The 24097-nt window shown below is 60.6% G+C and carries 7 protein-coding genes and 1 tRNA gene; 7 read left to right on the top strand and 1 reads right to left on the bottom strand.

Annotation, left to right across the window (positions count from 1 at the left end):
- Positions 1 to 54: 54 nt before the first annotated feature.
- Complete coding sequence (locus K1W69_RS24105; protein WP_370688308.1) at positions 55 to 18249, top strand: cadherin-like domain-containing protein; 18195 nt, start codon at positions 55 to 57, stop codon at positions 18247 to 18249.
- A 496-nt stretch (positions 18250 to 18745) separates the two neighbouring features.
- Here K1W69_RS24105 and K1W69_RS24100 read toward each other — a convergent pair.
- A tRNA-Gln gene (locus K1W69_RS24100) sits at positions 18746 to 18819 on the bottom strand.
- A gap of 7 nt (positions 18820 to 18826) precedes the next feature.
- On the opposite strand from K1W69_RS24100, the gene K1W69_RS24095 reads away from it, so the two are divergent.
- The 6 genes from K1W69_RS24095 (at position 18827) to K1W69_RS24070 (ending at position 24086) form a co-directional block, all read left to right on the top strand.
- Entirely contained in the window at positions 18827 to 18988 is a 162-nt protein-coding gene (locus K1W69_RS24095) for a hypothetical protein (RefSeq protein WP_220231001.1), read from the top strand.
- A 197-nt stretch (positions 18989 to 19185) separates the two neighbouring features.
- On the top strand, positions 19186 to 19617 hold the full coding sequence (locus K1W69_RS24090; protein ID WP_220231000.1) for a hypothetical protein: 432 nt from the start codon (positions 19186 to 19188) through the stop codon (positions 19615 to 19617).
- 130 nt (positions 19618 to 19747) lie between these two features.
- A complete protein-coding gene (locus K1W69_RS24085) occupies positions 19748 to 21283 on the top strand; it encodes a Ppx/GppA phosphatase family protein (protein ID WP_370688303.1) in 1536 nt (511 codons plus the stop codon).
- Positions 21283 to 21987 carry an RlmE family RNA methyltransferase gene (locus K1W69_RS24080; protein WP_220230999.1) on the top strand — a complete coding sequence of 235 codons (705 nt, stop codon included), beginning with the start codon at positions 21283 to 21285 and terminating at the stop codon, positions 21985 to 21987. Before K1W69_RS24085 ends, K1W69_RS24080 begins: the two co-directional genes overlap by 1 nt.
- Before the next feature lie 154 nt (positions 21988 to 22141).
- Positions 22142 to 23644 carry an IMP dehydrogenase gene (gene guaB, locus K1W69_RS24075; RefSeq protein ID WP_220230998.1) on the top strand — a complete coding sequence of 501 codons (1503 nt, stop codon included), beginning with the start codon at positions 22142 to 22144 and terminating at the stop codon, positions 23642 to 23644.
- 25 nt (positions 23645 to 23669) lie between these two features.
- Positions 23670 to 24086: an MAPEG family protein gene (locus tag K1W69_RS24070; protein ID WP_220230997.1), complete on the top strand. Its 417-nt coding sequence runs from the start codon at positions 23670 to 23672 to the stop codon at positions 24084 to 24086.
- The last annotated feature ends 11 nt before the right edge of the window (positions 24087 to 24097 follow it).

Below are 24097 nucleotides of genomic sequence, written 5' to 3'. Positions count from 1 at the left end.
GTGAATGCGGGGGCTGGTGACGATATCGTCCTGGCTGGCAACGGTAGCGACACAGTGAATGCGGGGGCTGGTGACGATATCGTCCTGGCTGGCAACGGCAATGATACGATTATCCATGTCGAGGCCGACAATCCGGACAATCTGGATTTGTACGATGGAGGAAACGGACGCGACACCATAAGCCTGATCGTCAGCCAGACAACATTTACATCGGAAGAGTTTCAAGCGGAACTTGCCGCCTTGCAGGCGATGATCGTTCAGACCGGTTCCGCTTCAGGAGGTTTTGCAAGTCTCGGGATCGAGCTCAGATCGTTTGAAGTCATAGAGGTTGTCGTCGATGACAGCGGCAACCAACCGCCGACGGTTGCCCTGGAAAATGTGACGGCCAGCCTTGCGGAAGACACCGACACCGGTACCCGCATAAAGGTCGCCGATATCGTGATCTCGGACGATATCCTCGGAACCAATGCCCTGTCGCTGTCGGGCTTGGATGCGGGCCTGTTCGAGATCGTCGGGACGGAGCTCTACCTGAAGGCGGGCGTGAGCCTGGACTTCGAGAGCAGCCCGGCGCTCAACGTGAGCGTGCTGGTCGATGACGCCACAGTGGGCGCGACGCCGGACGATGCGGCAACGCTCTTGATTGCCGTGACGAACATCAACGAGACGCCGGTTGCCACAGCAGTGGATCTCGGCGCCATCGACGAGGATGGCAGCCGCATCATCACGGCGGCCGAGTTACTTGCCGGGGCATCGGATGTCGACAGCCCGTCGCTGGGGATCTCCGACCTGTCGATCCAGACGGGCGGCGGGGCGCTTGTCGACAACAATGACGGCACCTGGACCTACACGCCGGACGCAGATGACGACAGCGAAGTGACCTTCGTCTTTACGGCTTCGGATGGAGAGCTGACTGCCTCCTCGACCGCCTCGCTTGACCTGACGCCGGTCAACGACGCGCCGGTCGCCACTGCAGTTGACCTCGGCGCCATCGATGAGGACGGCAGCCTGGTGATCGCGGCTGCGGAATTGCTTGCCGGTGTTTCCGATATCGACGGACCTGCAACGAGCATCACCGACCTGTCGATCCAGACGGGCGGCGGCTCGCTTGTCGACAACAATGACGGAACCTGGACCTACACGCCGGACGCCGATGACGACAGCGAAGTGACCTTCGCCTTCACAGCTTCAGATGGAGAGCTGACTGCCTCCTCGACCGCCTCGCTTGACCTGACGTCTGTCAACGACGCGCCGACAGTTGCCCTGGACAATGTGACGGCCAGCCTTGCGGAAGACACCGATACCGGTACCCGTATCAAGGTCGCCGATATCGTGATCTCGGACGATACCCTCGGAACCAATGCCCTGTCGCTGTCGGGCGCGGATGCGGGCCTGTTCGAGATCGTCGGGACGGAGCTCTACCTGAAGGCGGGCGTGAGCCTGGACTTCGAGAGCAGCCCGGCGCTCAACGTGAGCGTGCTGGTCGATGACGCCACAGTGGGCGCGACGCCGGACGATGCGGCAACGCTCTTGATTGCCGTGACGAACATCAACGAGACGCCGGTTGCCACTGCGGCTGATCTCGGCGCCATCGATGAGGACGGCAGCCGTCTTATCACCGCAGTAGAATTGCTTGCCGGTGTGACAGATGTTGACGGCCCGTCGCTGACGATCTCCGACCTGTCGATCCAGACGGGTGGCGGCTCGCTTGTCGACAATGGCGACGGCAGCTGGACCTATACGCCGGCCGCCGACGACGACACCGCAGTGACCTTCGCCTATACGGCTTCAGACGGAGAGTTGACTGCGTCATCTACCGCGTCGCTGGATCTCACGCCTGTCAACGATGCGCCGGTCGCCACTGCGGTGGATCTCGGCGCCATCGACGAAGATGGCAGCCGTTTGATCACGGCAGCTGAGCTTCTGGCTGGCGTATCCGATATCGACGGTCCGTCGCTGATGATCACCGACCTGTCGATCCAGACGGGCGGCGGGGCGCTTGACGACAACAATGACGGCACCTGGAGCTATACGCCGGCCGCCGACGACGACACTGCGGTGACCTTCGCCTTCACAGCCTCCGACGGCGGCCTGTCTGCGTCCTCCACCGCCTCGCTTGACCTGACGCCGGTCAATGACGCGCCGACAGTTGCCCTGGACAATGTGACGGCCAGCCTTGCGGAAGACACCGATACCGGTACCCGCATCAAGGTCGCCGATATCGTGATCTCGGACGATACCCTCGGAACCAATGCCCTGTCGCTGTCGGGCGCGGATGCGGGCCTGTTCGAGATCGTCGGGACGGAGCTCTACCTGAAGGCGGGCGTGAGCCTGGACTTCGAGAGCAGCCCGGCGCTCAATGTGAGCGTGCTGGTCGATGACGACACAGTGGGCGCGACGCCGGACGATGCGGCAACGCTCTTGATTGCCGTGACGAACATCAACGAGACGCCGGTTGCCACAGCAGTGGATCTCGGCGCCATCGACGAGGATGGCAGCCGCATCATCACGGCGGCCGAGTTGCTTGCCGGGGCATCGGATGTCGACAGCCCGTCGCTGACGATCTCCGACCTGTCGATCCAGACGGGTGGCGGCTCGCTTGTCGACAATGGCGACGACAGCTGGACCTACACGCCGGATGCCGATGACGACACCGCAGTGACCTTCGCCTATACCGCGTTCGACGGAGAGCTGATTGCCTCCTCCACCGCCTCGCTTGACCTGACGCCGGTCAATGACGCGCCGGTTGCCACAGCGTTGGATCTCGGCGCCATCGACGAAGACGGCAGCCGCATCATCACTGCGGCCGAGTTGCTTGCCGGAGCATCGGATGTCGATGGCCCGTCGCTGACGATCTCCAACCTTTCGATCCAGACGGGCGGCGGTTCTCTTGTCGACAACGGCGACGACAGCTGGACCTATACGCCGGCCGCCGACGACGACAGCGCGGTAACCTTCGTCTTTACGGCTTCGGATGGAGAGCTGACTGCCTCCTCGACCGCCTCGCTTGACCTGACGTCTGTCAACGACGCGCCGGTTGCCACAGCGGTTGATCTTGGGGCCATTGACGAGGATGTCAGCCGTCTGATCACCGCAGTAGAATTGCTTGCGGGCGTAACCGATATCGACGGTCCGACGCTGACCATCGCCGACCTGTCGATCCAGACGGGCGGCGGCTCGCTTGTCGACAACAATGACGGCACCTGGACCTACACGCCGGCCGCCGACGACGATACTGCGGTGACCTTCGCCTTCACAGCCTCCGACGGAGAGCTGACTGCATCCTCCACCGCCTCGCTGGATTTGACGCCAGTCAACGACCCGCCGACAGTCGCCCTGGACAATGTGACGGCCAGCCTTGCGGAAGACACCGACACCGGTACCCGCATCAAGGTCGCCGATATCGTGATTTCGGACGATACCCTCGGAACCAATGCCCTGTCGCTGTCGGGCGCGGATGCGGGCCTGTTCGAGATCGTCGGGACGGAGCTCTACCTGAAGGCGGGCGTGAGCCTGGACTTCGAGAGTAGCCCGGCGCTCGACGTGAGCGTGCTGGTCGATGACGCCACAGTGGGCGCGACGCCGGACGATGCGGCAACGCTCTTGATTGCCGTGACGAACATCAACGAGACGCCGGTTGCCACAGCGGTGGATCTCGGCGCCATCGACGAGGATGGCAGCCGCATCATCACGGCGGCCGAGTTGCTTGCCGGGGCATCGGATGTCGATGGCCCGTCGCTGACGATCTCCGACCTTTCGATCCAGACGGGTGGCGGCTCGCTTGTCGACAATGGCGACGACAGCTGGACCTACACACCGGATGCCGACGACGACAGCAAAGTGACCTTCGCCTATACGGCTTCGGATGGAGACCTGACTGCGTCATCTACCGCGTCGCTGGATCTCACGCCTGTCAACGATGCGCCGGTCACCACTGCGGTGGATCTCGGCGCCATCGACGAAGATGGCAGCCGTTTGATCACGGCAGCTGAGCTTCTGGCTGGCGTATCCGATATCGACGGTCCGTCGCTGACGATCTCCGACCTGTCGATCCAGACGGGCGGTGGGTCACTTGTCGACAACGGCGACGACAGCTGGACCTACACACCGGATGCCGACGACGACAGCGAAGTGACCTTTGCCTATACGGCTTCGGATGGAGAGCTGACTGCCTCCTCGACCGCCTTGCTTGACCTAACGCCGGTCAATGACGCGCCGGTTGCCACAGCGTTGGATCTCGGCGCCATCGACGAGGATGGCAGCCGCATCATCACGGCGGCCGAGTTGCTTGCCGGGGTGACGGATGTCGATGGCCCGTCGCTGATGATCACCGGCCTGTCGATCCAGACGGGCGGCGGGGCGCTCGTCGACAACAATGACGGAACCTGGACCTACACGCCGGCCGCCGACGACGACACTGCGGTGACCTTCGCCTTCACCGCCTCCGACGGAGAGCTGACTGCATCCTCCACCGCCTCGCTGGATTTGACGCCTGTCAACGACGCGCCGAGGGTTGCCCTGGACAATGTGACGGCCAGCCTTGCGGAAGACACCGACACCGGTACCCGCATCAAGGTCGCCGATATCGTGATTTCGGACGATACCCTCGGAACCAATGTTCTGTCGCTGTCGGGCGCGGATGCGGGCGTGTTCGAGATCGACGGGACGGTGCTCTATCTGAAAGCGGGCGTGAGCCTGGACTTCGAGAGCAATCCGTCACTCGACGTGAACGTCCTGGTTGATGACGCCACAGTGGGCGCGACGCCGGACGATACGGCGACCCTCTCGATTGCCGTCACAAACATCAATGAGGCGCCTGTGGCCTTGGCAGTCGATCTCGGCGCCATTGACGAGGATGGCAGCCGTTTGATCACGGCAGCTGAGCTTCTGGCTGGCGTATCCGATATCGACGGTCCGTCGTTGATGATCACCGACCTGTCGATCCAGACGGGCGGCGGCGCTCTCGTCGACAACAATGACGGCACCTGGACCTACACGCCGGCCGCCGACGACGACACCGCAGTGACCTTCGCCTATACGGCTTCGGATGGAGAGCTGTCTGCGTCCTCCACCGCCTCGCTCGATCTGACGTCGGTCAATGACGCGCCGGTTGCAACGGCGGTGGATCTCGGCGCCATTGACGAGGACGGCAGCCGCACCATCACGGCGGCGGAATTGCTTGCCGGTGTGACGGACGTCGATGGTCCCGCAACGAGCATCACCGATCTCTCGATCCAGACGGGCGGCGGCTCGCTTGTCGACAACAATGACGGAACCTGGACCTACACGCCGGACGCCGATGACGACAGCGCGGTGACCTTCGGCTATACGGCGTTCGACGGAGACCTTGCTGCCACCTCAACCGCCTCGCTCGATCTGACGCCGGTTAATGACACGCCGACGGTTGCCCCTGTCGACCTGGGTGCGATCAATGAGGACGGCAGCCGCATCATCACAGCGGCCGAGTTGCTTGCCGGGGCATCGGATGTCGACAGCCCGTCGCTGACGATCTCCGACCTGTCGATCCAGACGGGCGGGGGTTCGCTTGTCGACAATGGCGACGACAGCTGGACCTACACGCCGGCCGCAGATGACGACAGAGAAGTGACCTTTGCCTTCACGGCCTCCGACGGAGACCTTGCTTCCACCTCGACCGCATCGCTCGATCTGACGCCGGTCAATGACGCGCCGGTTGCAACGGCGGTGGACCTCGGAGCTATCGATGAGGACGGCAGCCGTTTGATCACGGCGGCGGAATTGCTTGCCGGTGTATCCGATATCGACGGGCCTGCAACGAGCATCACCGACCTATCGATCCAGACGGGTGGCGGGGCGCTCGTCGACAATGGCGACGACAGCTGGACTTACACGCCGGATGCCGATGACGACAGCGATGTCACCTTCGCCTATACCGCGTTCGACGGAGAGCTGACTGCCTACTCGACCGCCTCGCTGGATCTCACGCCGGTCAACGATGCTCCGGTTGCCACAGCGGTGGATCTCGGCGCCATCAATGAGGATGGCAGCCGCATCATCACAGCGGCCGAGCTTCTGGCAGGGGCATCGGATGTCGATGGCCCATCGCTGACGATCTCCGACCTGTCGATCCAGACGGGCGGCGGGGCGCTCTTCGACAATGGCGACGACAGCTGGACTTACACGCCGGATGCCGATGACGACAGCGAAGTGACCTTCGCCTATACGGCTTCGGATGGAGAGCTGACTGCTTCCTCGACCGCATCGCTGGATCTCACGCCGGTCAACGATGCGCCGACGGGTTCGGTGTCGATATCGGGAAGAGTGCAGGAATACCAGACTCTGACAGCCGACGCCTCGGATCTTGCCGATGCCGACGGGCTGGGGTCTCTGTCATATCAGTGGCAGCGCTCGACCGATGGCGGCGTCACCTTCGATAATATCGCCGGTGCGACGGCCGGTACCTATACGCTCGGCGATGACGATGTCGATGCGCAGGTCCGTGTTATTACAAGTTACACCGACGGTCAGGGGACGGCCGAAAGCGTGGCGAGTGAGGCAACGGGTGAAGTCGTAGCGACAAGTATCATTGTCACCACAACCGAGGACGTGGTGGATGCAAACGATGGACAAACCAGCCTCCGCGAGGCGATCGCCCTGGCAAACAGTTTCAGCAATCGGGACGCTGATGGCGATGGCTCCGACCACGATACGATCACCTTTGCTTCCGACATTGGCGAAGCCTTCGAGAATGGCGGAACTATTTATCTCGGTGACTACGGCGAGCTGCTGATCAATTCAGATATAACGATAAATGGCGATGTCGATGGCGATGGCGTGGCCGACGTCACGCTTGACGCCAACACAGCGGAAGGCGCCGAAGATGCCTCCAGCCGTATATTTTCCATCCAGAATACCAGTGTCGATCTTGAAGGACTGGTCGTCACTGGCGGCAATGCAAATTCCTCAGGCGGCGGCGTATTACTGGCCGGTGGCAGACTGGATCTCCTGAATACGACCGTGTCGAACAACACATCGAACAGCGACGGTGGCGGACTCTTGATCTCGGGAGGCGGCGTCGTGACGCTGAACAACGTCACGCTTTCGAACAATGTCGCCGGCGGTTCGGGTGGCGGCTTTGCCTCTCTGGGTTCGGTTGCGGTTCTGACGGATACGACAATTTCCGGCAACAGTGCATCTACTTCCGGCGGCGGGTTTGTCACGCAGGGAGGAACCGAGACGCTGACGAATACCACCATCTCGGACAATCATGCCGGTAATGAGGGTGGCGGGATTGCGTCACAAGCTGGTCGAACCACCATGACGAACACCACTCTTTCGGGGAACGGGGCGAACAGTTTCGGCGGCGGAATCAGCTTGAGAGGCGGCGAAGCGACACTGGTAAATGCCACCCTTTCGGGCAACTCTGCCTCGACCGGCGGTGGTCTCTCGAAACTTGGCGGCTCGGCGAACCTGAGCAACACGCTCGTTCTGGGTAATAGCGGTGGCGAAACATTTGGCGGGTACTCCGATGATGGCGGCAACATTGTCGGCGGCAAAGATGTGGAGGACGTGTTCGCCGAGATCGATCTGGATACCGGTGGTGGTCTGCTCGCCGACAATGGCGGGCCGGTCAAAACCATAGCATTGAAGGTGGATCTCACCAATCCGGCGCTGGACGCGGCAGTGTCGGACGGGTCGTTCATGATCGAGGCCACGGATGCTCGCGGCGAGTCCGCGTTCGACCAGTCAGACGTGGACAATGGTCTCGGCAATGCGGACGGCCGCGATATTGGAGCCTATGAGCTCACCCGGAGCGTGGTTAACAATGCGCCGACAGGTGAGGTGCTGATCGTTGGCACGGCGGAGGAGGATAGGGTTCTCAACGCAGACGCCTCGGGTCTTGCCGACGCGAACGGGCTCGGCACGTTCAGCTACCAGTGGCAGCGGTCCATCGATAGTGGCGCCACCTTCGATGACATTGCGGGTGCGACGGTGCAGGGCTACACGCTCGGCGACGCCGACGTGGGCGCCCTCGTCCAGGTTGTCGCCAGCTATACGGATGGTCAGGGCACAGCCGAGAGCGTTGCGAGCGCGGCAACCGGTCCGGTCGCCAATATCAACGATGCGCCGACGGGCGCCGTCCTCATCACCGGCACGGCTGAAGAAGATCAGGTTTTGACCGCAGACGCTTCGGGTCTTGCCGACGCCGATGGCCTCGGAACCCTGTCATTCCAGTGGCGGCGCTCGACGGACGGCGGCGCCACCTTCGACGACATCGCCGGGGCCACAAGCGCCGATTACACGCTGGGCGACGCCGATGTCGGCGCGCTTGTTCAGGTGGCGGCGAGCTATACAGACGGTCAGGGTACGGCCGAGAGTGTGACGAGTGCGGTCGTCAATGTGAAGGCCCCCCCGACAGGTTCGGTCCTGATATCGGGCACGGCCGAAGAAGATCAGATGCTAACGGTTGACGCCTCGGCACTTGCCGACGCGAACGGGCTCGGCACGCTCAGCTACCACTGGCAGCGGTCCATCGATGGCGGGTCCACGTTCGACGATATCGCCGGGGCTACCGCGGAGACCTACACGCTCGGCGACGACGATGTCGGCGCGCTTGTGCAGGTGGTGGTCAGCTATACAGACGGTCAGGGTACGGCCGAGAGTGTGACGAGTGCACCGACGGGTGCGGTCGCCAATGTGAATGACACCCCGACGGGTTCCGTGCTCATATCGGGCACAGTTGAAGAAGAACAGGTCCTCACTGCGGATGCCTCGGGTCTTGCCGATGCGGACGGTCTGGGACTCCTGTCGTACCAGTGGCAGCGCTCGACCGATGGCGGGGCCACGTTCGACGATATCGCCGGGGCTACTGCGGAGAGCTACACGCTGGCCAACGACGATGTGGGCGCTGTGGTTCAGGTTGTCGTCAGCTACACGGACGGCCGTGGCACAACGGAATCCGTCGCCAGTGATCCGACCGCAGAAGTTGTCGAGCCTTCCGAAACTCCGAGTCTGATTGTCACAACGGCTGAGGATGTGGTTGACGCCAATGATGGCGTGACCAGTCTGCGGGAAGCGCTGGCCTACGCCAATGCAACCGATGACGCCGATGGCGATGGTTTCGGCAACGACAAGATCACTTTCGACGAAAGCGTGTTCGGTGATGACGCCACAATCTACCTTGGCGCCAACTATCAACTTATAATTACGTCCGACGTCACGATCGATGGCGATATCGACGGAGACGGCAGAGCCGATGTAACGCTCAATGCGAACTCGGGCGCAGGGCAGGACGATGCCGTGACCCGGGTTATGATGGTCAGTGGAGGCACTTCGCACCTCGAAGGATTGATCTTCACCGGCGGCAACGATCTCGATGGCGCCGGCGTGCGAGTAAGTGGCGGTGCGGCCGTTGTTCTGGAAAACAGCATTCTTACCGGGAATGCATCCTATTTAACAGGCGGCGGTCTGTATATCCAGTCCGGCAGCATGGCGACACTGACCAACTCGACCGTTTCGGGCAACAATGCGAATTACGGCGGCGGGATCACCAACCGTGGCACGGTCGAACTCAACAGCACTACCGTTTCAGGCAACAACGCCGCCTATGGCGGCGGCATCTATAACCAGGGCACGGCCACACTGGTCAATTCCACGATCGCAGACAATGAAGCCGACTTGGGCGGAGGACTGTCAAACTACTCCGAGGCGACTCTCATCAACGCGACGTTTTCCGGAAACGTCGCGGAAAACGGAGGCGGAATCAGGGCTGCGAACGGTTCCCTTGCGCTTACCAACTCCCTGGTGCTCGGCAACAGCGGCGGCGAGGTCACCGGAGGTTATACCAGTGGCGGCGGAAACCTTGTCGGTGATGGCGCTGTCGCCGCTGAAGACGTATTCGAAAACACCCATTCAAACACCGCCGGAACGGTAGCCGGTGTCCTGGCGGACAATGGCGGGCTGGTCGAGACCATCGCGTTGAAATCCGTCGCTGACAATCCTGCGCTGGATCGTGGCGGTTCGGTCGCGGAAACAACGGATGCCAACGGCAATTCGCGTGACGTCGATCTGTATGATGCGTACGGGGCGGACATCGACAACGGCGGCACAGTAGACGCTGGCGCAGTGGAGCTTGCCGCCGTGCCGGAAACAGCTTCTCTGGTGGTCGATACCACGCAGGATATCGTCGATGCGTATGACGGTCTTACCAGCTTGCGGGAGGCGCTCGCCTACGCCAACAGTGTAGATGACGCCGACGGCATCGACGGAACCAACGACACCATTACTTTTGCGGCCGGCGTCGGCGACGCGTTCGAGAATGGAGGCATCATCGTCCTCGGCGGCAGTCAATTCGCGATTACATCGGATGTCACCATCCTCGGCGATGTCGATGGCGACGGCAAGGCAGACATAACCCTCGACGGCAACAATGCCAGCCGGGTACTTAGCGTCGGCAATGGCACATCTGTCCTCACCAGCCTGAATATTACAGGCGGGAATGCAGGCAGGGGCGGGGGTATTTCCGTTGCTCCCAGTGGTGATCTGACTGTCACCAACAGTACAATTTTTGACAACTACGCTTCGATTGACGGTGGAGGCGTATGGAACGACGGTTCGATTTCTCTGCTCAACACCACGCTGTCAGGCAATACGGCTGCAGATTTCGGCGGCGGTCTTTATTCAGGTGGTAGCGCAGATCTGACCAATGTGACACTGGCGGGCAATGCTGCATCCGACGGGGGAGGTGGAATCGTCAATGTGCACGGCAACGTCTCTCTCGTAAACACGACGGTTACCGGCAACACTGCAACCGATGGCGGCGGAATCCTGAGCGATATAGCCATATCGCATCACATAACCGGGTCTACGACACTGACCAACAGCCTGGTGCTCGGCAACAGCGGAGATGAAGTCTCAGGCGTCTATACAGGTAATGGAAATCTGGTCGGCGGCGCGGATATTGCTACCGTGTTTGCAGAAGTGGATCTTGATAACGGAGGCGGACTGCTTGCAGACAATGGCGGACCGGTTGAAACCGTTGCATTGAATGAGAGGTCGGATAACCCGGCGCTCGATTTCGGAAATCCCGTATCCGAAAGCACAGATGCGAATGGAAATGTGCGCGAAGTTGACATTCCCGGCGTCGACAATGGCGGTGCCGTCGACGCGGGAGCAGTCGAAGTTCAGCCGGAAATGTATTCGCTCGTTGTCACGACGACCCAGGACGTTGTCGATGCAGACGACGGACTGACCTCTCTGCGTGAAGCGCTCGCGATCGCCAATGCCGATTATGATGCGAGCAGGGAAGACAATGCTGTCTACACCATAACATTCGCCGGCGGTTCGGGCGAAGCATTCGAAAACGATGCCACGATCTCTCTTGGCGTCGATGGACAACTGCAGATTGCCTCGAATGTCATGATCCTGGGCGATGTGGATGACGACGGCGAATCCGACGTCACGCTGGATGCGAGCGGAGCCAGCCGTGTCCTGATTGTCTCGAATGGCAGTTCCACGATCGATGGCATCACGGTCACTGGCGGAAATGCCGGCCAGGGCGGCGGCGTACGGATCAATTCAAACGCGACCCTGACCCTGACCGACAGCGTGATTGCTGACAATACTGCAACTGCAAACGGCGGCGGACTTTGGAACGCCGGCTCACTTACGCTTGCCGGCACGACCGTATCGGGCAATACGGCCGAAAAGGGCGGGGGCTTGTGGAACAATGCAGGCGCGTTGACCCTGACCGGCGCGACTGTTTCCGACAACAGCGCCAGCAAGGGCGGCGGCATCTATGATTTTCAGGGCGTGACGGAGCTGACGAACACGACCCTTTACGGCAACGTCGCTACCGGGAGCAGCGCTGCCGGATATGGGGGCGGACTCGTCGCCCAACTGGCGACGGTCAATCTGACCAACACCACGGTTACCGGAAACACAGCTGTCAATGGCGGAGGACTGTACAATCTCTCAAGCACGATGACCCTGACCAACACGCTGGTGCTTGGCAACAGTGGGGGTGAGACATCGGATGTCCATCCCTATGTCGACGGCGGAGGAAATTTTGTCGGTGATGGTAGCGTGGATGCAAATGATGTGTTTGCAGAAACACAGAACCTGTCCGACGGGACGGAGGCTGGCGTCCTCGCAGACAATGGCGGACCCGTCGAAACCGTTGCTCTGAAATTGACGGCCGACAATCCGGCTCTCGACCGGGGCGATGTGATTGTCGAAAGCACCGACGCGAACGGAAATGCGCGCGCACACGATATTCCAGGCCTGGACAATGGCGGGGCTTTGGATGCCGGGGCGGTTGAAGTCCAGAGCGACGAAATCGAAGCTTCTACGCTCATCGTAAACACGACGGCCGACGTGGTCGATGCTACGGATGGCGTCACCAGCTTGCGGGAGGCGATTGCCTTCGCCAACAACATGGACGATGCCGACGGTGTCGACGGCAGCAATGACACAATCACATTCGATTCAAGTGTATTCGGCAACGGTGCAGCGATCTATCTTGAATACGGGCAGCTCCGAATCATGTCGGACATCACAATCGATGGGGATGTAGACGGCGACGGCAAAGCCGATGTGACGGTGGACGGGAATTCGAACAGCCGTGTTTTCTTTTTTGGAGGTGAAGGGGTTTCCACAATCCAGAGTCTGATCGTTTCCGGAGGAAATTCCGGTGACGCCGGCGGCGGCATACGTGTCGACTATGACACTACCTTGGAAATAGCCGACAGCGCGATTTCGGATAATGTCGTTTCTTATGTCGGAGGTGGAGTCGTGAATTACGGAATCCTGTCACTGACGAATACGACCGTGTCCGGCAACAGCGCGAGTTCGGGCGGCGGGATTGCCAATTCGGGGGAACTCATCCTTACGAACACGACGGTCGTGGAAAACACCGCCAATGTCGGCGGTGGACTCAACACGATTGAAAGCGCCACCCTCGTCAACACGACGATATCGGGAAATACAGCGGATATCAGAGGCGGAGGCATCAACAATGAAAGTATATTCGATAGCACTGCATTTCTGGGACTGGAAAACACAATCGTCCTGGGCAACAGCGGCGGTGAGGTATCCGGCGGCTACAGCGATGACGGCGGCAATCTGATCGGAGATGGAATCATCGACGCGAATGACGTATTCGCAACAACACAAAACCTGCCCGACGGTACTGTGGCGGGCGTCGTCGCTGACAATGGCGGCTCTGTCGAGACCATTGCACTCAAGCCGGACCTCGACAACCCGGCTCTCGACCGCGGTGACGCGATCTCTGAAAGCACAGACGCAAACGGGAATCAGCGTGAGTTCGATGTCTTGACCGTGGACAATGGCGGCACGGTGGATGCGGGAGCGGTCGAACTGCAGAGCGATGAAATCGAGCCTTTCTCACTCGTGGTGACAACCACCGAGGATGTGGTCGATGCTACGGATGGCGTCACCAGCCTGCGCGAGGCGCTTGCCTTTGCGAATACGACCGACGACGCCGACGGCGACGATGGAAGCAATGACACCATAACCTTCGACGAAGTCATTTTCAGCGGAGGTGAAACAATCAATCTTGCCGGGCAACTGGTCCTGTCCTCCGATGTCACCATCGACGGTGATGCCGATGGAGACGGTGCGAGCGATGTGACTGTAGATGCCGGCGGAAACAGCCGCGTTTTTCTTGTGAACGGCGGCGGCGCATCGACTCTGGACAGTCTGGTCATTACCGGAGGACAGGCTATATTCGGTGGCGGTGTCCGTATTGAAGGGAACACCAGCCTATCCATCGTCAACAGCAGGATTTCTGGCAATGATTCGTCGAACAAGGGCGGAGGCGTCCATGTCAACGAAGACGCCACTCTTTCCATGATCGCCAGCACCGTTGCGGGCAACTACGCGAAGAACGACGGTGGCGGGATATGGAGTGCAGGTGAAGTGAGCCTTACGAACTCGACGTTGTCTGACAATACAGCGAACAGGGACGGCGGTGGGCTCTACAATGCCGGTCTATTCTACGATGGCTACAGTTTTTCCGGGTTTATTTACGCCGGGTCGGCAACACTGACCAATACCACAATTTCCGGCAATGTGGCGAACAGGGACGGGGGCGGAATATCCAGCTACATCGACCTGGCATTGATCAACACGACTGTATCGGGCAATGCCGCCGGCGGACAGGGCGGCGGGATTATCAACCATTTCATCTTCGCTGCGGATCTGACGAACTCGATCGTGCTTGGCAACAGGGGGGGCGAAACATCGGGCGGTTTTTTCAACAACGGCGGAAGCAGCCTGATCGGGGGCGGCGCCTCCACAGCCGAGACCGTTTTTGCAGACACATACATATTGTCCGACGGAACCGTGGCGGGCGTCCTGGCTGACAACGGCGGTCCCGTCGAAACTATCGCGCTGAAACAGGACTTGTCCAATCCCGCGCTCGACCGCGGCGACCCGATCTCCGAAACTTCCGACGCTGCAGGGGGTATCCGCGAGGTCGATATTCTTGACGTTGACAATGGCGGTACAGTGGATGCGGGCGCCGTCGAGCTTCAGTACGAGGAACGTTCGCTTGTCGTCACAACAACCGAAGACGTGGTCGATCGGATCGACGGCCTGACCAGTCTGCGCGAGGCAATCGACTTCGCCAATTCGGTAGATGACGCCGATGGCGACGGCTCCAGCAACGATACGATCTCCTTTGACGAAGATGTCTTCGGCGCAGGCGACACCATCTATACCGGCGGCGGTAACCAGCTCATAATCACCTCGGACGTCACGATCAATGGGGATGCCGACGGCGACGGCGAAGCGGACGTCACGATCAACGCGAATTCGGACGAAGGGCTCGATGATGCGACGAACCGGGTAGTGATCATCAGAGAGGGTACTTCGGTCTTCGAGAACCTGGTCATCACCGGCGGCAATGCCAATTTAAGCGGTGCGGGAATTCGCGTAGACTCCGGTGCCAGCCTGGCAATCTCCGACAGCACGGTTACCGGCAACCACGCAAAAGGCAATGGCGGCGGGATCTCGAACCTCGGCACGATCACACTGACGAACACCACGATCTCGGGCAACAGCAGCGACAGTAACGGCGGCGGCATCGACAGCCAGGGCACCGCCACGCTGGTGAACGTGACGTTGTCGGGCAATACGGCGGCAGGCAATGGCGGCGGCGGATCGTTCGAAGGCAACAGACCGGCGACGCTGGTCAATACGACGGTATCAGGCAACAGTGCCACGGATGGAGGCGGTATCCACACCAATTCCGTCCTGAGTATCCTGACCTTGACGAACACGCTGGTGCTTGGAAATGGCGGCGGCGAAGTCTCGGGCAGCTACAGCGGCAGTGGAAATCTTGTCGGCGACGGCACGATCTATGCATCGGATGTTTTTGCCGACATCGATCCGCTCAGCGGCGGCGGACTGCTTGCCGATAATGGCGGACCGGTCGAAACAATCGCGCTGCTCGAACATCCTTCCAATCCTGCTATCGATACCGGAAGCGCGGTCTCTGAAAACGCCGATGCGAATGGCAATCCCCGCGATGTCGATATCCCGTCGGTCGACAATGGCGGTACGGTCGATGCGGGTGCGGTCGAGTTGTCACTGCAAAATTGGGATGTGCCCTCGCTCGTCGTCACCACGACTGATGATGTCGTGGACGCGCTCGACGGCCTGATCAGCCTGCGCGAGGCGCTGGCCTTCGCCGATGCAGTGGATGATGCAGACGGCGACGGCTTCAGCAACGACACGATTTCCTTCGACGCGGATGTATTCGCCGAAGGCGCCACGATCTACATCGGCGGCAATGACCAGCTCGTGATTGCCTCGGATGTCACCATCGACGGCGATGTCGATGGCGACGGCGAATCCGAGGTTACGATCAGTGCGAATTCGGGTGAAGGTCTCGACGATGCGACAAACCGTGTTCTGATTGCGGAAGCGGGTGCATCAACGCTCGAAAGCCTTGTGGTCACCGGCGGAAACACCGCTGCCAGCGGTGGAGGTATTCGGATCGACACAGGTGCAAGGCTGGCGATCGTAAACAGTACAGTTGCCGGCAACGATGCAACCGGCAATGGCGGCGGGATCTCGAACGCCGGCAAGATCACTCTGACCAACACGACGATTTCGGGCAACAGCAGCCACAGCGACGGCGGCGGCATCGACAGCCCGGGCACCGCGACGCTGGTAAACGTGACGTTGTCCGGCAATACGGCGACAGGCAATGGCGGCGGCGGATCGTTCGAAGGCAACAGACCGGCGACGCTGGTCAATACGACGGTAACTGGCAACAGCGCCACATATGGCGGCGGTGTCCACACCAATTCCGTCCTGAGTATCCTGACCTTGACGAACACGCTGGTGCTCGGAAACAGCGGCGGTGAAGTCAACGGCAGCTATTCCGGCAACGGAAACCTCGTCGGTGACGCAACGACAGATGCCGCAGATGTTTTTGCCGGTACGCTCGTTCTTTCCGACGGCGCCGTGGCGGGCGTGCTTGCGGACAATGGCGGACCAGTTCAAACCGTTGCCTTGAGGACAGTCGGCTACAATCCGGCTCTCGACATCGGAAATGCGGTATCCGAAACCACGGACGCCAACGGTAATCCGCGCGACATCGACCTCCCCGGGGCTGACAATGGCGGCACTGTCGATGCCGGCGCGGTAGAGGTCCAGGAGGCCTTCATCGAAACGCCTTCGCTGCTCGTCACCACAACAGATGACGTCGTCGATCCGCTCGACGGCCTGACCAGCCTGCGCGAGGCGCTGGCCTTCGCCAACGCAGTGGACGATGCAGACGGGGATGGCGAGAGCAACGACACGATCGCCTTTGCGTCAGGTATCGGTGAGGCGTTCGAGAATGGCGGTACGATCATTCTCGAAGGAAAAGAGTTGGAACTGACTTCCGATATCACGCTTACGGGAGATCTGGATGGCGATGGTGCGGAAGACGTGACGCTCGATGCCAATGCCGAAAGCCGTGTCCTGTTCGTCAGTGATGGATCCGCCATTTTGGACGGCCTGATCATCACTGGCGGTTCTGCGTCAGTTGGTGGTGGTATCGGCGTCGCTTTCGGCGGAAGTCTCGCCTTGTCAGACAGCACGATTATCGGCAACGCAGGAGGTGGTTTGGTAAATTCCGGCACGGCCACCCTGACGCACACAACCATATCGAACAATACTGCCACCAATGACGGCGGCGGAGTTGCGAATGTCGGCGGACACTTGAGTTTGGTCGCTTCCACCGTTTCCGGCAATTCCACATCCGCGAACGGCGGCGGCATCTGGAATGGTGCAATTATCAGAGGGCTCGAACCGGCTATCGCGGGAGAAGCAATCCTGATCGACACCACGATTTACGGTAACAGCGCGACCAACGGCGGTGGGGTTTACACTGGCTTCTACGGACAGACGGAACTGACGAACGCCACCATATCGGGCAATTCCGCCAGTGTTGAAAGCGGAGGGATCTTCACTAACCGGTTCGGCGCTCTTGATCTTGCGAACAGCATCCTCCTCGGAAACAGCGCTCCGGAGAATTCCGAAATATCGATCGATGCGGCGAACGTCGACGCCACAAAGTTCTTCGGCCTCAATATCGTTGGGGCGGGGTCGGATACTGATGCAAGCGATCAGGTCATCAACGCTGACCCGACCGACATCTTCGCTGAAACCGTGGTGCTCACTGACGGAACGGTTGCCGGCAAACTTGCCGACAATGGCGGCCCGGTCGAGACCATCGCGCTGAAACTGAATGCCGCCAATTCGGCGATCGATGCCGCGATTACCGAAAATGGAGGCGCTATTGATCCAACAGATGCCCGCGGCGAAGATGCCTATGACGCCCCGGTGATCGACAATGGTTCCGGAAACACTATCGGTCGTGATCTTGGCGCCTATGAACTGCTCAATGACGAACCGGTTATTACACTCCTCAGCGATACCCGGATTCAGTTCATCGATACCGATGTCGATGACAGCCATTCGGCCAGCGTGGCGCTGGTCGCGGTCACCGGAAACGAGAATGTGCTGGGCGGCGCCGACACATTCGATTTCCTGACACTCGATCCGGTGGACCAGGTCGCCGATACGGTGGACTGGGTTTTCGACTTGCCGCAGCCGGTCGCGGACAACATCGCCGCCGGCCTGGATGAGGGTGAAACGGTTACTCTGGATTATACCGTTGTCATTGCCGATGAACTCGGTCAAACCGACGAAACGGTACTGTCGTTCAGACTGGATGACGAAGGGATGCTGGTTTGATCCGTTTGTGACTCCCGCCCGATTGGCCTGGACCCAATATGACGGCGACCGTATCCGACTGAAACAAGGCAAGACCGGAGCACGCGTCGTCATGCCAGTAGGGGCGCCTCTGAGAGCGGCTCTCAATGCTCACCGGTGCAAGGAAGGCAGGATTCTCGTGAACAGTGAAGGGGCGCCTTGGACACTGACGGCTTCCGTTCATCTTGGAGAAAAGCCTGTGGAGCCGCCAGAATTGTCGGCATTACGTTCAATGATCTGCGCGGGACGGCTGTAACCCGACTTGCTGTCGCCGAATGCACGGAAGCTGAAATCGCTACAATAACTGGACACTCATTGCGGGACGTTCGATCGATCCTCGATTCACACTATTTGCACCGGGATCAGAAGCTGGCTGAAAGTGCGATCAGGAAGCTCGAAAAGGGAACAAAGATTCCCAACTAACCACCCAACTGGCACTTATGTTTTTCGTGGAAACCAGAGAAAATGCTAAAAAAAATGGCTGGGGAACCTGGATTCGAACCAGGACTAACGGAGTCAGAGTCCGTGGGTCTACCGTTAACCTATTCCCCAACGGGCCTTGATCGACAAGGCGCTGGCGAAGCGATTACAGGCGCTGATGCGCTCACCGCTTCAATTCGGCGCCACCTTTATCACATTTGCCGCATTGATCAAGCCCGAACTTGGCTGCAAAATCCGGCCAGGTTTTGCCTTCTATCCCATTGGCGATATTGCCCATTAGCATGGAGTACGCCTCCCGCGCGGGCCGCAATCAGGTGCAGATTGCAGCAATTTGTTTACTCCGCCTTAGAATAATCAAAATTCAAGTGACACATATACGGTATGTGAACTTCCCGCGCTTATATAAGCGGGATCTGGAACGAATGTCTCGCGTGATCGTTTCTGTGAAGTTGAATGGCTTGCCGCGGAAGAGATCGAATGGTTGACAAACAAATATTTACAGCCCGCCTTGGTCAGACGACTCTGGTTTCGATGTCGCTTGATTCAAGCGACAGCGCAATAGGTCGCAAGGTCGCCCTCCTGCTTTCGGAAATGGGTCGCGATCTCGCCGGCATCGCCGACTATCTCGGATACTCCACAGTCGATACGGCGCAGATGATGTTGTCTCATTGTGACATGGACGGCGAAGCGGAAGCGCTTCTCTTGCAGATCGACAGAATGCGGAGAACCGGTTTTCGTCTGATTTGTCTTGATGGCCGCACGCATGGCGACCAGATCAATGATTTCGCCGATCAGGGTCTGGTCATCCACAAGCGCAACAGCGACAAGATTTCCGTTCGCCTGACGGCGCTTGGAGAAGCAGCCGCCCTTATCGCTTCCGAAGACTGCGTGCATCAGTCCGCAGCCTGAAGCCGCGTCCGATCCCTCTTCCAAAAACCATTTGCCAAATGGTTTCCGGCTGATAGACTTTATCCAACAGCAAACGGACAAGCGCTGGTCGCCGCGTGACAACGCCGGGCGCAGCGCGACAGGATTTGACGTGACGGACCCCGTGGACGGTACACATGTGCCAGGCAACGGGGCGCAGGGAGCCGGTTCTGGAGCCGATTTCGGGAAAGATCGAAAGCCCGAATCCAGATCCGCGCACGGGCCGGACAGGAACCGTGCGAGAGCTCAGCCAGGACGGGACGCCACAAAGGCGGACTCTGTCCAGCGCTCCGAAGAACAGGCAGCCCCATCGGCCGATGAACCGAATGGCGGCGTAGCCGACGGCAATTCCAACAGAAAGAAATCGCGCAAGAGACGCCGCCGCAAGGGCGGTCGGCGCAACGAAGCGCAAGACATGCGCCAGAACGCCGGCGACAAGCCACTGCAGGGTGAACGCGGTTCGAGGCGCAAGCCACAGCGGACCGGCGCCCAAGGCGCCGGCGAGCGACGCGTGGATGCCGGAAACGGCGCCGAAAGTACGAGACCCAACCGGGAGAAGGCGGATGGCGGCGATCGTTCCGGCGCGCCACCCTATTATGCTGCGCTGGATCTGGGCACCAACAATTGCCGCCTGCTGGTGGCGTTGCCAACGAGACCGGGGCAGTTTCGCGTCGTCGACGCCTTTTCGCGGATCGTACGGCTCGGCGAGGGTCTTGGTTCCCAGGGTAAGCTCTCGGAAAACGCGATGGACCGGGCGATCGATGCGCTGAAAGTCTGCGCGCACAAACTGGACAGCCGGCCGATCCGGCGCAGCCGCCTGATTGCCACGGAAGCCTGTCGCGCCGCCGCCAATGGCACCCAGTTTCTCGAACGCGTCCGCTCGGAAACCGGCCTCGAACTCGAAATCGTCGACCGGGAAACCGAGGCGCGCCTTGCGGTATCCGGTTGCTCGTCCCTGGTCGAGCGCGAGACCGAAGGCGTGGTGCTGTTCGACATTGGCGGCGGATCGTCGGAGATCGCCGTGATCGATCTTTCCAGCAACCGTTCGAACAGACTGGCCAACCATATCGCCGCGTGGACGTCGCTGCCGGTCGGCGTCGTGACCCTGTCGGAACGCCATGGCGGGCGGGAGGTGACGCCGGCGATCTTCAACGACATGGTGGAGGAAGTTTCCGGCATGCTCGACGCCTTCCTGTGCCCGGATCTGCCGGGATGCAACGGCCAGGCCGCGGGCGTGTTCCATCTGCTGGGCACCTCCGGAACCGTGACAACCCTTGCAGGCGTTCACCTGAACTTGCCGCGCTACGACCGCCGGCGCGTCGATGGCCTGTGGCTGTCGAACAACGAGGTCGACCTGATGATGCGGAAGCTGCTGTCCTGGGATTTCGACCAGCGGTCCTCCAATCCCTGTATCGGGGCCGATCGGGCGGATCTCGTGCTCGCCGGCTGCGCGATCCTCGAGGCCATCCGGCGACGCTGGCCGTCTGAGCGCCTGCGCGTCGCAGACCGCGGACTGCGTGAGGGCCTGCTTACGGAAATGATGGCCGCCGACGGCATCTGGCGGCGAGGCAAAAACCGGCGCTCGTTCTATCGACGCGGCAAGCACCATCGAAACGGCGGGCGCGAAGCCTCGAAAGCGGATAACTGATGCGGCCAACCACCTCAAACCGGACCGGGCGCAAGCTCGGACAGAAAGTTCGCAAAAGGGGCAAGCTCAAGGCCTCGTCGCGACGCTGGCTGGAGCGGCATATCAACGATCCCTATGTCCAGCGGGCCGAGATGGAAGGCTGGCGTTCGCGCGCCGCCTTCAAGCTGCTGGAGATCGACGAGAAGCACAACATCCTGAAAGGCGCAAAACGCATCGTCGACCTTGGATCGGCGCCGGGAAGCTGGTCGCAGATCGCGGCGAAGGTGACAGGCTCGACGGACGAGGAACCGCGCGTCGCCGCCATCGATTTTCTCGAGATGGATCCGCTGCCCGGCGTGTGCTTCCTGCAGATGGACTTTCTTGAAGACGCAGCGCCCCAGAAGCTGATCGAGGCCTGCGGCGGCGCGCCCGATCTCGTCGTTTCCGACATGGCGGCGCCGACGACGGGGCACAAGCGGACGGACCATTTGCGCACCATGCACCTGTGCGAGGTGGCCGCCTGGTTCGCCGTCGACGTGCTCAATCCCGGCGGGCATTTTCTGGCCAAGACCTTTCAGGGCGGCACGGAGGCGGACCTTCTGACGATGCTGAAACGAAACTTTCGCCAGGTCATCCACATCAAGCCGCCGTCATCGCGCTCCGAATCCGTGGAGATGTATCTTCTCGCCAAGGACTTCAGGGGCGGCGGCGACGCAGACAGTTGAACGCTCGCTTCGCCTTCGGGCTGCGCTTGCCATATTTCCTGTTTCAATAGCCGCCTTTCCATGGTACCAGCCATCGCCAACTTCTCGAATTTGAGTCTCGTTTGCCGCGGATTCCTGCCAGTCCGCCGCATCCCTTTACAGAAGAGGATTGGCCATGGCGCGCATCATCGAAACGATTACCGGACTTGAAGCCCTGACGTTTGACGATGTGCTGTTGCAGCCCGGTCATTCGACCGTCATGCCGGGCGAAACCGACATAAGCACGCGCATCGCCGACGGCATCGACCTCAACCTTCCGATCCTGTCTTCCGCCATGGACACGGTGACCGAGTCGCGATTGGCGATCGCCATGGCGCAGGCCGGCGGCATCGGCGTCATCCACCGCAACCTTTCGCCGGAAATCCAGGCGGAAGAGGTGCGCCAGGTCAAGAAATTCGAAGCCGGCATGGTGGTCAATCCGGTCACGATCGGGCCCGACGCAAAGCTCGCCGACGCCTACGCCCTGATGAAGGCGCACGGCATTTCCGGCATCCCTGTGGTGCAGAACGGCGGCGCCGGCGGTTTCACGACCGGCAAGCTGGTCGGCATCCTGACCAACCGCGACGTCCGTTTCGCCTCCGACCCCGAGCAGCGGATCCACGAACTCATGACTGCCAGGGACCTGGTAACGGTCAAGGAATCGGTGGATCAGAGCGAGGCGAAGAAGCTGCTTCATCAGCACCGCATCGAAAAGCTGCTTGTCGTCGACAATGACGGCAATTGCGTCGGTCTGATCACCGTCAAGGACATCGAGAAATCCCAGCTCAACCCGAACGCCTCCAAGGACGCGCAGGGCCGCCTTCGGGTTGGCGCTGCGACCAGCGTTGGAGACGATGGTTTCGAACGCGCCGAAAGGCTGATCGACGCCGGCATCGACCTGCTGGTGATCGATACCGCGCACGGCCATTCCCAGCGCGTGCTCGACGCGGTGGGGCGGGTCAAGAAACTGTCGAACTCGGTGAGGATCATGGCCGGCAACGTGGCGACTGCCGACGGCGCCAGGGCGCTGATCGATGCAGGCGCCGATTCGATCAAGATCGGCATCGGGCCGGGCTCGATCTGCACGACCCGGATCGTCGCCGGCGTAGGCGTGCCGCAGCTGTCCGCCATCATGGGCGCGGCGGAGGCGGCGAGCGTCAACGGCATTCCGGTGATCGCCGACGGCGGCATCAAATATTCCGGGGATCTCGCCAAGGCGATCGCAGCCGGCGCATCGGCCGTCATGGTCGGCTCGCTGCTTGCCGGCACAGACGAAAGCCCGGGCGAGGTCTATCTCTATCAGGGCCGGTCGTTCAAGGCCTATCGCGGCATGGGATCGGTGGGCGCGATGGCGCGCGGTTCCGCCGACCGCTATTTCCAGGCGGAAGTCCGCGACACGCTGAAACTGGTGCCGGAAGGCATCGAGGGGCAGGTGCCGTACAAGGGCGCCGTGTCGGCGGTGCTCCACCAGCTCGGCGGCGGATTGAAGGCGGCGATGGGCTATGTCGGCGCGGCCAATCTCGACGAGTTTCACGAGCGCGCCACCTTCGTGCGGATTTCCAACGCGGGCCTGAGCGAAAGCCACACCCATAATGTTGCGATCACCCGCGAAAGTCCGAATTATCATGGCGGAAACTAGCACTTAACCAGCAAGGGAAAACCTGATGTCGAGCACAGCCATCTTCTGGCCGATGATTGCCCAGACGCTTCTGATCTATTGCGTATACTTCCTGGTCTCGAAGCGGCGCGTGGGCGCGGTGAAGGCCGGCAAGGCGAAGGTGTCCGACTACACGATCCCGACGGTCGAGCCGGAGCCGAGCGCCACGGCCGCGCGCAATCTCATCAACCAGTTCGAGCTGCCCTTCCTGTTTTACATCGTCTGCATTCTGCTGCATCTGGTGAATGCGGTCTCCTATCTGGCGCTGCTGGTCGCCTGGTTGTTCGTGGCAAGCCGCGTCATCCACGCCGTGGTTCATACCACCAGCAACGATGTCAGGATCCGCCGGCCGATGTTTATCGTCGGCTTCCTGCTCAATGCGATCCTGTGGCTGTATCTCGCCTGGGTGCTGCTGGTCCGCTGAAGGTTTGAACC

Origin of the sequence: Flavimaribacter sediminis (genome assembly GCF_019492055.1) — a bacterium.
Taxonomy (GTDB): domain Bacteria; phylum Pseudomonadota; class Alphaproteobacteria; order Rhizobiales; family Rhizobiaceae; genus Flavimaribacter; species Flavimaribacter sediminis.
Note: the sequence above shows the minus strand (reverse complement) of the source record. Positions and strands in the feature narration are given on the sequence as shown.

Bases quoted from the DNA above. Each gene is read 5' to 3' on its own strand.
- guaB (WP_220230998.1), top strand. From the start codon at position 22,142: ATGGCGCGCATCATCGAAACGATTACCGGACTTGAAGCCCTGACGTTT.
- K1W69_RS24080 (WP_220230999.1), top strand. From the start codon at position 21,283: ATGCGGCCAACCACCTCAAACCGGACCGGGCGCAAGCTCGGACAGAAA.
- K1W69_RS24090 (WP_220231000.1), top strand. From the start codon at position 19,186: ATGGTTGACAAACAAATATTTACAGCCCGCCTTGGTCAGACGACTCTG.
- K1W69_RS24070 (WP_220230997.1), top strand. From the start codon at position 23,670: ATGTCGAGCACAGCCATCTTCTGGCCGATGATTGCCCAGACGCTTCTG.